Below are 15,655 nucleotides of genomic sequence, written 5' to 3'. Positions count from 1 at the left end.
TTGAGCCATTTTAACTTGATCTTTTTGATCCTTAACTTTTTTTTCTTCTATCTGTAATTTTTCTGCTACTACTTTCAGATAAATTTTCATTTGCTGAACTTTAGGACTAGTTGTAAGGTGGCTGCTTTCAATACGTAATTGCTGCAATTTGTCTTGTTGATGTGCCAAAACCTTGTCTCTTACAGCTTCTACATTTTTTAACTTTTCCTCTTCCTTTGTTAATAACTCTTTTTTCTCTTTTAAAACTTTTTCAGCATCTTCTACACGTCTTCGCTTGATATCTAAGACCTGCTTCAAAGGATATATTATACTATTCATGAAAACTCATAGCCCTTATCATTTGAAAAGATTTTTTAGCAATTGATAGGTCTCTTCAAAAGAGCATTTTTCTTCCACGCCTTGTTTTAAAAACCTATTAACTTTATCAATATAATCGATGGCAAAGTCGCCTGCTTTATCAGCTCCTCGTTTATATTCACCAATTTTAATTAAGAGCTCATTTTTTTTGTAGTTAGCTAATACTTCTTTTAATTTACCCACCAATTGTAAATGATCTTTAGGAACAATCGACATAATCACCCGGCTGGCAGAAGAAAGTACATCGATGGCAGGATAGTGATATTGACGCGCCAGATCGGCAGATAAAATTAAGTGACCATCTAAAATAGAGCGCACTTCATCGGCTACGGGCTCATTCATATCATCACCTGCTACCAAAATAGTATAGAAGGCGGTAATAGAGCCTTTATCTGAGTTGCCAGCACGTTCTAATAGCTTAGGCAGCGTGGAGAAAACAGAGGGGGTGTAACCGGCACGGGCAGGTGGTTCTCCAGCAGCTAAACCCACTTCACGCAAGGCACGCGCAAAGCGAGTCACAGAGTCCATCATTAAAATTACCGACTTACCTTGATCTCTAAAGTATTCGGCGATAGCTGTTCCCACATAGGCAGCATTGAGCCGTAGCTGAGAGGCTTGATCAGAAGTGGATACGACCAACACAGAGCGCGCTAAACCTTCGGGTCCTAAATCTTTTTCGATAAAATCGCGTAGTTCACGTCCCCTCTCCCCAATGAGGCTGATTACGTTAACATCCGCACGTGCATTACGAGCAATCATACCTAGTAAGGTAGATTTACCTCCACCGGCAGCTGCAAAAATTCCTACCCTTTGTCCTAAGCCGGTAGTTAAAACTCCGTCTATTGCCCGCACTCCAACAGATAAAGGAGATTCAATTCTTTTTCTTTTAACGGGATCTGGCGGAGCTTGAAGAACTGGATAAATCTCATCTACTTCTAAAGGGCCTTTAGTTTCTACATCTAGGGGCTCTCCTAGCCCATTCAGGACACGTCCTAAGAGATTAGGGCCTACCTTAATATGGAGAGGCATATGAGTGGGGATAACTTCTGAAGAAGGTCCTATCCCTTTCATTTCTCCTAGCGGGGAAAGAAGAACCTCCTCACGGGTAAAACCTACTACTTCTGTGCGTAATGGCTCCCCCTCACGTTTGACAAGACAAACTTCTCCAATTTTTACGTTAGGAACAATAGCTTTGATAAGCATTCCTACTATTTCTGTGATGCGTCCATTGACGGTAGTCAACTCTAGCTCATCAATACTTCCTAAGAGTTTATCAAATCTATCATCCAAGCTCATTATTAATAGTGCTCCTTAATCTTCTCAATATGCTTAAAGTGATGGCAATAGTAGTCTTTTATTAATGATTCAAATCAACTTGCAAGCATCTTCTTGAAACTAGACTTGGACGTTCATAATTGTTTTGGTAGATTCTAGGGCTTTATTCAATACGCTACTAAAAAATTCTAGTTCTTGTTGAATAAAGCCTACTTTAATTTGTACGGCTAGCATGGCTGCAGCATTTATATTATTTTTATTTAAATGCATGTATTGAACTTCTTTAGTAATCGATTTTAATTGTGCTTGTCCATCGGTAAGGAAGCCTAAAAAGCGGTCGATGGGATTGGGAGAGATGGCTTGGGGAGCAGGGGGAACATTTTCTACCCCGGCAGCAGAAAGAGCTATCCGCAAGTTATCGTTAATATGGGTAAGCTTGTTTTTTAAAAGATTACGGAAAGCTGGTTTAATAGCCTGGCCAGGAAGAGCAAGCTGGTCTTGAATTTGAGACATGCGTGACATGACATCTTGAGCTTGGGCTACAATATCTACAGGCTGTACTTTTTTAACTTGATCCACTTTTTTATTAAGCTCGGCCACTTGCTCCATTAAGGTAGGCTTAGTATTGGTCGACTCAATTTTTTCAACAGTCATGGCTTCTTTTTGCTGCTTTTGCTGTTGCTCTTGCTGTAGCATCAAAGATTCAAAGTGATCTTTATTAACAAGCCCTTCTGCTTCTGCGTTTGCATTAAGCTTCGAACTGCCTATCTTTTTTATTTCGTCTATTTTATCTAGTGTCATAATATTTAACTTCCTATCTTAATTTCATTAGATTAACTAATTATTAAGACTGTTAAGCTACTCTACTTTTATTTTTTTACTTCACCTTTTTCATGATTAAAAAAGTGTGATTTTAAATCATTTAAATCTTTTTGTGCCCATTGCAACGAAAGGAATCCCAAGTTTTTAACTGTTGGGTCATTGCTTTTATCCATAGCTTCTTGAATAAGCTTTTCCCCTTTTTTACGTTTAGGCTTCGTTAATAGGAAGCTTATACCCAAAAAAGTCTGTGCTAAATAATTTTCGGGCTCTTTTTGAACCACTTCCTCAAAAATTTTTGTAGCTTGCTTAACTTCCAATTTATTAAGAGCTATATAGCCTAGGCCAATTTGAGGGGCTGTGCTTTCAGGATTGAGGGTTTGTGCAGCTTGGAAGATACGTGAAGCACTTATCTCATCAAGCTGTTTCACTGCTATAAAGCCTGCTTCAATGAAGAGAGAAAAATCTTCTTTGAAATCCTCAACCATTTCTTTTGTCATGCTACTGCTATCCTTTTTTTTCATCGTTCCATGCTAACCGCAGATACTTAACTTTTAGGCTTAGCCTGGATCAAAGGTTATCTTGCCTTTTGCTCTTTATAAGCATTCCTGTTTCCCACAGACTTTGATCCAGTCTTTTTTTAAGCTTATGATTTAATATTACGTGCCATTGATGAAATCGCCGTATTAGAGGCACTTACAATATCAGTAGTCATTTCTGATAACTGAGAAAGGTGATTCATCAGCATTTGCATTTCAAACATATCTCCAATACTAATAGAGCTTCTATTATTTTGAATTTGCAGTAGTTTAGCTTTAGCGCTAGATACCGCATTGTTAATGATACCAATAAGCGATTGTACCTCAAATCCCGACTGGCGATTAGCTCCGCTATAGCTAGTAGGAGCTGAAGGAAATGATTGATTACTATTTGAAGACATATTTTATCCTCCTGTTAATTTAGGAGTATAAGCGTGCCAGAGATTCATACTGGAAATTTCATTTCCTGAAGATGAGCATTCATCTTCTTTCTGAATCACTTCTCACTTCATACATGTTGTTAAGCGTTCGGCTGGACCTCAATCTTCTAGAGAATCGCTCCTCTATCTTCCATTTTAAAAATTGCCGCCCAGCAGAGCGCTTAATTTAGCTCACTTAGGCGAGAGCCTGGACATAACCTTTAATAAAGAGGTGTACCCGTGCAAAAGTACTCCCAATTTATCAAATTCGTCTTTATTTTCACCTTTTCTTAATAAACTTCTAATATCTTGTATTCTCTCTTCAACTTTCTTTTTATAATCTTGATGGCTATTAAAAGCTTTTAATTCTTTTTCTAGCTCAAAAGTAAATTCTTCGCCTTTTTTCTTTTTCTGCTTCTCAAGACCAAACATTTATTACCTCATTTACGCACTACTAGCATTAATAGAGGGATTTCACCACCCTTAAGTTTATTATAATATGGAATAGGAAATAATTGCAAGAAAGAGAAGTATTACTTTTTTTTTGCTCTCTTTAGCGATTATACTCAATACGATACTTGACTCCCTCTTTCTCTAAGAAAACAGCGGTAGGCTTAATACTTATTATTGTCATTCCATCTAAAACATCTCCTCGCGTAAGTATGCGGCCATTAATTACCACATTGGTGTTCACATCACCTTGGTGCGAGACGCCTGTAATTTCATATCTATCGGTGATATTGATCATCGATTGCTCAGGTGCTAGCTCGGCAACAAAATTTTTAATCGTGCGTACACCTGGGATTTCTTTAATATTAACGAGGGTTTGGTTGTAATCATTCATTTTTCCGGCAGGAATATGACCTGAAAGAATAACCTCTCCTTCATTCATTTGAGAGGATACATCTTTAAAACCTTGGTTTTGTAAAAGCGCACTTATCGCAGAAACGGCATCTTCTTCAACGATCACGCGCTTTTCCAACAGATCAAGATAGGGGAAATTAGAGGCAATATAATCCCACAGCTGCTCGGCTTGCTTTCTAGATTTTAGGTAGCCGGAGATGACAAAATGACCAGGGGTAGGTGAATGAATGGAAATGCCTTTCCAATTAGAGTTTTGTGAAAGTATTTGGTTAATTTCTCTCCAAACCCCTTCATCAATAATCACACCACTGTCATCAATGCTACGTAGATAGGGAAGGCCTTGGAGGTTATATAAAAGTTGTGTTTTATCTGATCCAGATAAAACGTGGCCCACAAGAAGTAGACGTCCTGTATTACGATTAAAAGAGTATTTAACATGCGGAAAAGCTGATAAGGCTTCTGTAAGGTCACGTTCAGGATTAATAACTTGTTGGGAGACCACAGGTTTACTCTTAAATAAAGTTGCTGTGCCAATTCCAATAACAACGAATAAGCCTGTAATGATAGCGATTAAAATAAAAGCTCCTAAAGCTTCATGGGGGTATACCTTGTTAGGGGGGGGGGCGATTACAGGAGGTGCTGCCACAGGAACTTCTTCAACAGCTGCTTCAGTTTCAGCCGTAGGGGCGGGAGGCAATTCTTGAGGCTCTTCTTTTAGGGTTTTAACTATTGAAGGGAGTAAAGGAGCAATAATTGTTTGCATTGCACCTTCCCGATCGTAAACCACAAAAGAGGAGGTACCCATAAGAATTAAAGTATTAGTAGGAACAGATTCTCTACCTGTTAAAGGCTTTCCATCTACAAACGTTCCATTGCGACTTCCTAAGTCTTCTAAACTTATCGTATCTTCTTCCGTTACTGTAATTTTAGCATGTTGGCGTGAAACACTCGTATCATGGAAAACTATGTCACAACTATTAGGATCAGTTCCAATGATGTAAGTACAAGAAGGCTGTAGGGTAAACTCGGCTCCATGATTAGGACCTCCTACTACTTTAATTAGCCAACGGCCTGTTTCGGCTAAATCAAAGTGAATTTCAGGATAATTAGCCGTTTCTACAGGCTCTTCAAAAATAGAAATATCCTCCTCATTCTGCTGGTCTTCAGAGTGGCTGGCTTCTTGGAATAGCTGTGAGGCCGGGGAATCATTCATTATCTGTTTTTCATCTTCGTAAGAATTGTTAGGTGTATCCAAAGCACCTTGTCTTTCTGCCAAAAAGTCATTTATCGCTTCTTGCTCTCTTTCTTGTTCTGGTAGGACTCCTAAGAACTCATCATCACTTTCCAATTCTTGTGGGGAAGCATCCTTATCATCAGCAAGCGGTAACGCGGTTTTATCTTTGTCTTCAGCTGATTGATCTTTAGAGGGCTCCTCTTCCTCTGAGAATTTTTTTTCCTGCTCAGAAGCTTTTTCTTTATTTTCCTCTAAAGGAGCGAAAAAGTCTTCTTCTTCATTAAAGGGAGTAGAAGCAAAAGCTGCAGGATCCTTCTCGGACTGCTCATCTTCTTTACTTAGTGGCTGTTCGTGCTCCCGTGCGGAGGAGGGAAGATTTTCTTCTACTTCTGCCTCTTTGGCTTCACTGAGGGGAGGCTGAGATGCAAAAAGCTGAGAAGAGTGCTCGTCCTCTAATGTAGGCAAAGCTTTTTCACTCTCTGCATTTTCAGGAAGGTTTTCTAGGGCAGAATCATTTATTTCTTCATGCCCGTTAAGAAGAGTCTTTTTTTCTTCATCGATCCATTGAGTGTCGCCTTCTGCATAAAAACGATAAAGCCCCTCTCCTATTTGAACCCTATCTCCATGGTGTAGTAGCCAGGACTCTTGGACAGGTTGCTCGTTAACATACACGGGATGGGTAAGGCTTAAAGCTTGAATTACAATCCCTTCGGGAGTTTGGCGACAGAGTAGATGTTTACATGAAGCAGAAGGATCTTCAATAAGCAGCTGGCAAGCGTCTGGATCACGACCTATTACCCATTCGTTTCCTTCATCTAAGGAGAGTACAAGACCTTTTTGAACACCCTCTTCTGCAACTAATTTAGCGACCATATGTTAACCGTTGTTATATCTTATCTTCGTATTGAGAATTATTTTTAATGGTGAAGCGCTTGTTCGCGCCAGAATAGAGCTACATTGTAAAAATCTTGAAGAAATTCATTAAAGCTCTTATAATCAAGATTATAATCAATTATACGCGATAGCGTCAATCGATTTCCATCCTCTGTTAGGCCTAATACACAATTTCTAGTTGTTTGTCCGAACAAGTTCGCATCCATTATTTCAGCCAAAAAGGCTTCAGGATTTTCTTTAGGGCACTCACATAAAATGCATTGCAAAGAGAAGCCTTCGGCTAGTGTCCCTAGCTTAATAGAAACTTCTTCCTCGATAGGCAGACTAAAAATCCCTGGTGCTTCTTCTTGAAGTAAATCTTCATTAAGACCTAGATCTTTTGAAAGCTGACTACAGAATTGTTTGAGATCGACCATATGGATCCCTACCTTTTTAAATCATCTCTGATATTTTATGTACCAAAAATAATGCCAAAAATAAAGATTAAAAATAAATGATGACCTTTAATTTTGTGATGAGTTCCTTACAAGCAATAGGCTACGTAAAACCTTAGATTACGTAAAACCTTTAAAACGAGGGAGACCATTTGCTTTCATCAAAGGTGAAACCAAAAAATTTAACTTTTCAGCGTTTCTTTTGTGTAAGCAAAATAAAGAGATAATAAAAATTAAGCTAGGATTTTTTTATGCTTTAGATAAGGATCTATTAGATGAGGGGCAGGGAATAGAGCGTTACTTGCCTTCTACAAAATGAGCAATTATCCTTCCAAATTCCTTAAGAGACATAAGTTGCCCTCAATAACTTTTGGTTAAATGGTAAGCTGCTCTTCTCTCATCCGCTTGATTATTCGCAACTTAGTTTTTGATATCTATAGACTTCTTTGACAAGCTAGACAGGGAAAGGTTTATAGTGCTTTTAAATGTATTTTTGCTCTTTACCCCTCTCAAGAAGTAAAAAGTTAAGCATCTTTTGATAAGAAAATGTGGATGTTTTTTAATGAACTTCTTATTACCTTAGAGGATGCTTTTACTCAATTTTAAAAGCTCTAGCTTGTAAATTTTTTATGGCTTAGGGGATTATTAATTTTTTTCTTAACCTTCTGGGAAAACAATTTACTCGTTTGTTTAAGTAGGATAAGGCGTAAAACTACTAGTTAATCTAGGATATATTCATCTCTTCAAACCCTTTAATTATAAAAGGCTGGCATGAACCCGAAAGAATTTCAAGCATTACTTGATCAAAAGATATTCACTTCGTCCGAGAAAGATAAAGCATGGACTTTGTACAAGAAAGAGAGCCCACAAAAAGCTCTTGCCTTCTTAAAAACGATTGAAGATAAATTTGGCTCTATAAGAAGAAGTTTGCTGTTACACCCTTTACCGGTTCCTTATAAAGTTTGGGGAGAGAATTATATTGAAGCAGAGACGATAGCCCAGATGGATAAAGCTGCTCGTCTACCTGTAGCGCTAGCAGGGGCCTTGATGCCTGATGCGCATCTAGGGTATGGCCTTCCTATCGGAGGAGTCTTGGCTACAGAAAATTCTGTTATTCCCTATGCTGTAGGGGTCGATATTGCTTGCAGGATGAAGCTGACCATTTACCCTCTCCCGGCGGATGTTTTAGAAAATCCTACGAGCGTTGAGTATAAAAATCTTTATTCAGCTCTGCTAAATAATACTGTATTTGGTGCAGGCGCTGCCGGCATTCACCAAGGTAAAATCGACCATCCAATATTAGAAAAATCCCATTGGGAACTTTCCCCATTGACACGTTCTTTAAGGCAAACGGCTATTTACCAAATTGGTACGAGTGGGGGAGGAAATCATTTCGTGGAATGGGGTGAGCTAAAAATTTTTGAGACAGAAAATCCTTTTAAGCTTGCGGCGGGATCTTACCTGGCGTTGCTCTCACACAGTGGTTCAAGAGGAGTGGGTTTTAAAATAGCTGATTATTATACTAAGATGGCCATGGCTCAGCTGAGAGAGTTGGACCATTCTGTTAAGCATTTAGCTTGGCTACCTCTAGATCATGATCTAGGTAGAGAGTATTGGGAGGCGATGCAGCTGGCAGGGCAATTTGCTTCTGCCAATCACCATGTTATTCACCAAAGAATAGCAGAGGCAGTAGGAATAGCTCCCATTGCTACGGTGGAGAATCACCATAATTTCGCTTGGCGGGAAAAGATTCATGTGCAGGGAAAGGAAAAAGAGGCTATCGTCCATCGTAAAGGTTCAACTCCTAGTGGAAAAGGTGTTTTAGGCATTATTCCAGGAACTATGGCTGATGCCGGCTATGTGGTTGTAGGTAAGGGCAATCTAGATTCACTAAGCTCTGCTTCACATGGTAGCGGCCGACAAATGGCGCGCACTAAAGCAAAAAAAACGATTTCTTTAGAGCAACATCTCAATTCTTTATTGAAGCAGGGCATAGATTTAATAGGCGGGGGATTAGACGAATCACCTCAGGCTTATAAACCTATCGAGGCAGTCATGAAAGAGCAGAAAGATTTAGTTGATGTAATAGGAAAATTCCAGCCAAAAATTGTACGCATGGCCGCTGAAGGTAGCTTAAGCTCACTATCTTCATTGCCTCAAGGAATTGTAGAAGGCGAGTAATGGTAAAGATCTATAAAATCTTTAAGTAAAGCCAAAAAGTTTACCTTAAAAAATAAATAATTTTCTTAAAAAATGAGTTTTTGTATAAGGTGCACTTTAGAGAAAAATTTACCATTTAAGGATCTATACATGGAAGCTCCTCTTCAATCAAAACCTTTTTATGTGACACCTGAGGGAAAAGAATTTAGCCAGCCTCACGTAAAGCTTAATATTAAAAAAGACAAAAAATGGGCTTACAAGCCTCATGCTGATTATCGTTTTGGCGATTCGCATTTATTTTATGCCTGTCGATCCAATCAAAAAGAGGCCACTTTATTTTTCCTAAAAAAGATGACGAATTGGGTTTTGTCTAGTCCTCCCGTCAATATAGACAATGAGTCCATTATTCACCTAGCTTGTCACAATGGAGATGTAGACATCTTGCGTAGCATGCTTGAGCATTGCCGCGGATCACCAGGAATAAATAAAAAAATGCTATGGGAAGAACTCCTTTAGCCATTTTAGTAGAAAAAGCTAATCGTTTAGGAGTTATGACTTTGCTTGTGCATGCCATTCGTACCTGGAAGTTTGATCCTACGGAAACGTATGATCCTTTAACAATAGCGATTAATATAGGTAGAGATGACATTGCGGGGCTTTTTATCGCCTATGAAAAAAAATGGCAACATAACTCTTTTAAACGGCATTTAATAGAGCAGCCAAACTTACAAAAATTATGGGATCATCCAGACACAGATCGCTGGGGATGTCTATTTAATAGCCCTACTTCGATGATGACACGTATTCAAACTGTGATAGAAATGAATGACATTGAAGGCATAAAAGCTGCTATATCGCTTGATTATGAATTTAGAGATGCCGGGTCCACTCCTAATCTTTTAAAAAGAGCTCTCGATTATAAAGATTCATCTATGCTCCGCGTTCTAATTGAGCTGGGATTAGAAAAAGCTAAATTTAAGAAAGAAACTTTTATGCTTCATGCTGCTGCTAACTGGTGTGATTATGAGCTAATCCAGCACATCAGCCAAAAATATGCAGAGAAGGGAAAGCTACAGAAAGTTTTGCAGACATATGATAGTAGGGGAGAGACACCTTTATATAAACTATGCAACGAACTGGCTAAAGAAGATAGCTTATCCGCAGCTGCAGAAGAGACTCTTAAATTTTTTTTAGATAATGGAAGCTTTATACACTCAGCTTCTACAAGAGATTCGCTGCCTAAAGTTGTTTTAGAAGGTAAAAACTATGATTTAAGAAGATTCTTTAGAAAAAATGCTGGCAAAGATAAAGATGAGTTTTCAAAAATTTCTTCGGATGATCTTTATAAGATTAAAAGAGAAGAAATTTTAAAGATGGATTCTGTTGCCCACATAGAGAAAGAAGAGATTACTCAACTGCTTAAGGAAGCTTTAAAATTAAAAGACCAGGACTTTGTAAGCCATCTAGTTTTAATAGGAGCAAAACCTGACCAAGAATGTTTCCTCATCGCTATTGATCATCAGCTTTTTTCAGTGGCTGATGCGCTTTTAAATAATCGATACGGGGTTGTTCCTTTACCTGGTAGCCTCCCTAAGTTAGGCAAGGAGGGAAACTTTTTCATTAAACATTGGCTAGAAAAGATAGTGGATGCTAGCCTGCGATTAAAAGAAGCTGAGTTTCAAGGGCTGGGGATTGAAGAAGCAATTAAAGAGGCTTCTTCAGTGCTCACTATTCCTCAAAAAATTATATATGCCGTGCGCTATCAATCTTCTTCAGTGCTAGCCAATTTATTAAAAACCTCTCCTCGTGCACTTACCACCCTTTCATCTTGGCAATTACAAGAAGTATGGAGCGTTGCCTGTAGCCGCTCAGTAGAGGCGGTCCAAGTTTTAATAAAAGAAGGATTTGATCATACATTAAAGGATGAAGAAGATAATAGTGGCTTACATCTGGCTGCCAAAGCTATTAATGTTGAGGTTTTAAAGTATTTTATCCAACAACAAATGGATGTCAATGCTCTTAATAGAAGCGGCCTGACCCCCTTACAGCTGGTACAGGAAAAAGCTTGTGATCCAGATGAAATAGTTTCTTGTATTCAAGTGCTTCTGCAAGCAGAAGCACAAGGCCTTTCATCAAAGCAGCTTAAACTAATCTGGAAGAAAGCTAAAAATTTAAAAGATGAAGCCTATCTCCTTGAATTATTCCAAAAGATGCCCAACCAGGTGATTTGGCATTGTTTTAAATCGGGTGGTTGTGCCACCCTTCAATGGCTTTTATCGAAGAGTAAGGTCCCTATCACCTTTACAGCTGAGGAAAGTGATGAATTATTAAGATTTGCTTATTACAATGACGATTGCTTGCGAGTTATCCATGATCAAGGATGGGTAGACTTGAATAGGATGGATGCTTCAAAAAATACAATCTTTCATAAGGCTGCTGAGCGTCGAGCTTTACGAGCTTTAGAGGTAATGAAGTATTTGTCCTCTCAGGGAATAAGTAATATTAATGTAATAAATGCTAACCAACTCGCAGCAATAGACATCTTAGTTAAAGGAGAAGCTACTTCTAAGCTATGTGACACTATTCTTCATTTGATTGAACAAGGAGCAATCGTACAAAAACCGGCGACTATACAAGCAATATGGAAAAGTTTTATCTTAAAACAACCTTCCCAGCTTTATAAACTATATGAGAGAAAAATCTTGGCACCTCTTACCGAAGAGGGAGATACTCCTATTCACTTTGCTACGCATTCTGCAGGACCTGAAATTCTTCGCGAGCTCATCAGTTATCAATGTTGGCCTGTTGATCATCCAAGTAGATATGGCCACACGGCGCTAGATTTAATATTTCTCGAAAATTGGTCCTATATAAAGCAAGAGACTTTTGAAAAGATTTTTCTTTTATTAAAAGCGGGTGCCAAAGTAACGCAGGCAAAATCTCACGGTGGATGGCCTCTTCCTGCTATCTTTGATAAATTATGGACCGATAATTTTAATGAGCAGGATAAATATTGGTATGGACAAAAGAATTGGGGCTCAAAAAGTAAGGATTCCTCTACTCTACATAATGCGGTAAAAATTTTCTGGGAAGATAGAAAAGGAATGGTTGATTCACTTATCAACCTTTATGCAGGAGATAAGGGAAATATTCAAGCCCTTTTGTACTATATGGATAACCACTATTGGGAAGAATACTATTATTATCATAGTGGCGGAGGGTATGTGAAGCAAAATATAGCTTATGTAGGCACAGTAGAGAAAATTCTTCCTCCTAGTAAGAACATAGCTCATCGTAAACATGCTATCAAAGATACCTTACCTGAAATTTACAAGGACTTAAAGAAGATGGTCTAAAGCTTAGAAAAGGATATAGAGGGCTCCGTATCCTTTTCTCTAATAATCTCTTTATCAGCCCTTTATAGGAAAACATTAACGGCTAGAGAAGCAAAAAGTTGACGGCTTCTTAAGTCCTTTACCTTTCCTAAGGTAAAAAAATTATAAAAGCTTGAATAGCTGAGAATTAATAATAAGAAAGGACGCTATCAATAAACAGTCCTTAGGTGGACCACAGGGGGGAATTTCATCGCTTGGATTCTTTTTAGTTTAAGTTTTTGGTTCAGTGGATTATACGCTTTTGAGCTACTTCTTATATAACCCTGTCCTTCATAAAATCCCTCTCATTAATTAGAGAGACATCTTTCAGAGGGAGGGTTATGTAGATAAGTTTTTTTTAAACGTATTAGTCCTTTTCTTTGCTCATAAATAAATATGCTTTTGCTTTCAACCGTAGGGCTTCGAAAGCCTTTATCTACAGAAGCTACTACAATGTTTTGCCGCTATTGTTTTTGAGCTTTCTTAATAATTTCTCCTTACAGCTTCCATTCAATCAACTTGGATAGCTTTCATAAAAGGATGCTTTTGGTTAAGCTTGCCGTTCAAGAGGAATTTAAAAAGGCGGCGTTGTTGGCTATCTAGCTTATTTGGCCTTATAGTAAAACTTGCAAGAGATTAAGATCATTATAATAATTTTTAATAAATGTAATGCAGCGTAGTTTGAGAAAAAAGCTTCTAAAAATTTGCCTCAGGGCAAAAAATGCTTTAAATCATCTGCACGACAGCGATCTTTATAGATGGGAGTATACATAGAACAGTTAAGCCTAGAATATAGGCTAATTGGGACGAGGCTTGAACCTTAAAGCTTTTTCCAAGAGGTTTTGTGGGAAAGCTATAAAAATTTTTAATTAAATAGCTTTCCTTGGAATTTATCTAGAAGCAAACGAAAATAATATTTAAAATTTTGAGCTTATCTTAATAAGTTTAGCTTTATTTTAAATATATTAAAAAGAATCATTTATTTTCTCTAATCCTATCCCTAAACTTTCGGGCCAAGAATATTTATACCCTTTTCCCGACCAATAATTGTCATCCAATCCATTTAAGTGTTTATGACCACCGCTCCATCCAAGCGGCTCTCGATAGGCTATTTCATATTGCTTTCGAGTATAGTAATAAAATACTTTATAATATCCATCCGTATAATCAAAGGTATACCAGGGGCTATCACACTCGCGCCAACGCCATGGTATATCAGTACGTCGAGGTTTTATCTTGATAGGAAGTAATCTTAAGAAAAGAAGTAATCTTGTAAAACAATTACGGATCTTTGCCTTTTTATCACTATTTCTATAAAGCATATCAATAGGATAAACAATAGCTTTACCATATTCTCTTTCTGTTTCATCAAAATGAGGATTTTTTTTCACTAACTCCAAAACTTTACCTGCTAATGCATCTATAGGCAAGGTACCCTCGTAACCTAAAACAGTGATATAGCGAGTTCCCCAAAAAGAAACATGGACTTTCGCCTTACAGGCTAGGGGTTTTAATTCGGCAAATGAAGATACACTCTCTAAAATTTTTTTAATACCCATGCAATATGCTCATCTTTATTCCAAAGGTCTAAACATTATTCTTATAATTTCATTAACAATATCAAAATCTTGTTTGTTAAGAAAAGCTCTTTTTTCAACTATTAGGTGATGAAATAAATTTTGCTGGTTTCTTAGCTCTTTATATCTACTTTTGGAATTTAATTTTATATAATCGCAAGGGGTTTCCAGCAACAAGGAACTTACTAAGGGTTCACAAAGGCTTTTTATCGCAGCTTTTAGCGCTTTATGAGAAATTATTCTCAATAAGAAGAACAATTTCTGTTAAGGGGCTAAATGAGGGCTTTTCTATTGGTTTTAAATGAATTAACAAATAAAGTAGAAATTTAAGCTAAATAAAAATAAAGGCATATTATTATGAAAATAAGCCAATTACCTCGTGCATACGTTTCAATAAATAAGATAGCTCCCGACTTTGACAGTTGGAAGATTAAAATCAACTTAAGTTTTTGATAATCAATGTGTTTTTGTTTTAAATGTTGTGTCTAAATATTTAGGTTTACAATTACGTATTTTTGTGGATAATGTTCTACATGTATATACGATTGACATCCTCTAAAAAATCTAAGCATCCAACTCTTCAAATAGTTGAAGGTATTCGTGAAGGTAAAAAAGTTAAACAAAAGATTACTGCATCCTTGGGAGTAATAAAAAGCCAAAAAGACCTCATAAAACTTCGAAAACTTGCAGACCATCTCATTCAAAAGCTTGAAAAAGAAGGGCTTCCACCCGACGATAAGATTGCTGTGCAAGATTTGATTCATCAAAAAACCTGTTATGATGGGTACGGGATAGTTATTAACGAATTAATGCAATTATCTGGTTTTTCAAAGGTCATTCACCAAGCTCAAGGGAAAAACACATTTACTTTAGAAGAAATAGTAAAATTGATTCTTGTTCAGCGTTTTGATTGTCCTAGTAGTAAAATGCGCACCTATGAACGGCAAGAAGAGCATGGATTTCAAGGAATTGACTTGCAGCATATCTATCGAACGATGGATGCGATGGAATCGCTGGAGGCTGACATTCAAAAAGAGGCGTTTAGCACCGCATGTAAATTTTCTGAAAAGCTTGTAGATTGTTTCTTTTTTGATGTCACCACCCTTTACTTTGAAAGTGTGGTGCAAGATGAGATCAAAGATTTTGGTTTTAGCAAAGATCAAAAATATCATATGGTTCAGATCGTTCTGGCTTTAGTGGTAGATGTACACGGTCTGCCCATTGCTTATGAAGTGTTTAAAGGAAATCTAGCCGAAACAAAAACACTGATTCCTGTTTTAGAAAAGTTAAAAAACAGCTTCTCGATTAAAAACGTCACGGTTGTATGTGATCGCGGCCTAGCGAGCAAGCAAAATATAGAAGCACTTCAGAATGCAGAATTTCATTTTGTCATTGCCACTAAACTTAAATCTATGTCTAAAAAATTAAAAATTAATGATCTTTCGACTTATTCGCCATTATCCCATCAAGAAGCTATCGTAGAAAAAGAAAAAGTTCTTTTCCGTACTATGGCACATCCTCAATATAAAGACACTTTGCTTATTGCTACTTACAGTCCTAGCAGAGCTAGGAAAGATAAAGAAGACCGAGAGCGTGTAATTGAAAAACTCAAAAAGAAGCTTTGTAATTCATCGGATGAGACTTCTATTAAAAAAGTGATTAACAATGGAGCCTATAAGAAGTACACAAATATTAAAAAAGGCTCACTA

Annotated in this window: 12 protein-coding genes and 1 pseudogene; 4 read left to right on the top strand and 9 right to left on the bottom strand. The window is 37.5% G+C overall.

The window, feature by feature from the left end; all coding sequences use genetic code 11:
- The 8 genes and pseudogenes from DB42_RS01200 to DB42_RS01165 all read right to left on the bottom strand — a co-directional run.
- Positions 1-318, bottom strand: a pseudogene (locus tag DB42_RS01200) (type III secretion T3S chaperone); the annotation flags it as partial.
- Between the two features lie 18 nt (positions 319-336).
- A complete protein-coding gene (fliI, locus tag DB42_RS01195) occupies positions 337-1,653 on the bottom strand; it encodes a flagellar protein export ATPase FliI (protein WP_044881375.1) in 1,317 nt (438 codons plus the stop codon).
- 99 nt (positions 1,654-1,752) lie between these two features.
- On the bottom strand, positions 1,753-2,433 hold the full coding sequence (locus DB42_RS01190) for a hypothetical protein (protein ID WP_044881374.1): 681 nt from the start codon (positions 2,431-2,433) through the stop codon (positions 1,753-1,755).
- A gap of 68 nt (positions 2,434-2,501) precedes the next feature.
- The gene (locus DB42_RS01185) at positions 2,502-2,951 is read right to left on the bottom strand and encodes a M48 family metallopeptidase (RefSeq protein ID WP_039386806.1); all 450 of its coding nucleotides are present in this window, start codon (positions 2,949-2,951) and stop codon (positions 2,502-2,504) included.
- 146 nt (positions 2,952-3,097) lie between these two features.
- Positions 3,098-3,391, bottom strand: coding sequence for a DUF5407 family protein (locus DB42_RS01180; RefSeq protein WP_039386809.1), 294 nt, complete (start codon positions 3,389-3,391; stop codon positions 3,098-3,100).
- A 210-nt stretch (positions 3,392-3,601) separates the two neighbouring features.
- Positions 3,602-3,841: a DUF5398 family protein gene (locus DB42_RS01175; protein ID WP_039386812.1), complete on the bottom strand. Its 240-nt coding sequence runs from the start codon at positions 3,839-3,841 to the stop codon at positions 3,602-3,604.
- A 121-nt stretch (positions 3,842-3,962) separates the two neighbouring features.
- Positions 3,963-6,380: a type III secretion system inner membrane ring subunit SctD gene (gene sctD / locus DB42_RS01170; protein WP_044881373.1), complete on the bottom strand. Its 2,418-nt coding sequence runs from the start codon at positions 6,378-6,380 to the stop codon at positions 3,963-3,965.
- 44 nt (positions 6,381-6,424) lie between these two features.
- The gene (locus DB42_RS01165; RefSeq protein WP_039386817.1) at positions 6,425-6,817 is read right to left on the bottom strand and encodes a type III secretion system chaperone; all 393 of its coding nucleotides are present in this window, start codon (positions 6,815-6,817) and stop codon (positions 6,425-6,427) included.
- Positions 6,818-7,606: 789 nt separating this feature from the next.
- Here DB42_RS01165 and DB42_RS01160 point away from each other — a divergent pair.
- The 3 genes from DB42_RS01160 (at position 7,607) to DB42_RS01150 (ending at position 12,351) form a co-directional block, all read left to right on the top strand.
- Complete coding sequence (locus DB42_RS01160; RefSeq protein WP_044881372.1) at positions 7,607-9,016, top strand: RtcB family protein; 1,410 nt, start codon at positions 7,607-7,609, stop codon at positions 9,014-9,016.
- Between the two features lie 129 nt (positions 9,017-9,145).
- Positions 9,146-9,511: an ankyrin repeat domain-containing protein gene (locus tag DB42_RS01155; RefSeq protein ID WP_044881371.1), complete on the top strand. Its 366-nt coding sequence runs from the start codon at positions 9,146-9,148 to the stop codon at positions 9,509-9,511.
- Positions 9,493-12,351, top strand: a complete 2,859-nt coding sequence (locus tag DB42_RS01150) for an ankyrin repeat domain-containing protein (protein ID WP_044881370.1) — start codon at positions 9,493-9,495, stop codon at positions 12,349-12,351. Before DB42_RS01155 ends, DB42_RS01150 begins: the two co-directional genes overlap by 19 nt.
- 983 nt (positions 12,352-13,334) lie before the next feature.
- Here the strand turns inward: DB42_RS01150 and DB42_RS01145 are convergent.
- Positions 13,335-13,928: a hypothetical protein gene (locus DB42_RS01145; RefSeq protein ID WP_044881369.1), complete on the bottom strand. Its 594-nt coding sequence runs from the start codon at positions 13,926-13,928 to the stop codon at positions 13,335-13,337.
- Positions 13,929-14,479: 551 nt separating this feature from the next.
- Between DB42_RS01145 and DB42_RS01135 the strand changes: the two genes are divergently transcribed.
- The coding region (locus DB42_RS01135) for an IS1634 family transposase (protein ID WP_044881368.1) at positions 14,480-15,655 on the top strand (1,176 nt) is incomplete at its 3' end.

Source organism: Neochlamydia sp. EPS4, from assembly GCF_000813665.1.
Taxonomy (GTDB): Bacteria; Chlamydiota; Chlamydiia; order Chlamydiales; family Parachlamydiaceae; genus Neochlamydia.
Note: the sequence above shows the minus strand (reverse complement) of the source record. Positions and strands in the feature narration are given on the sequence as shown.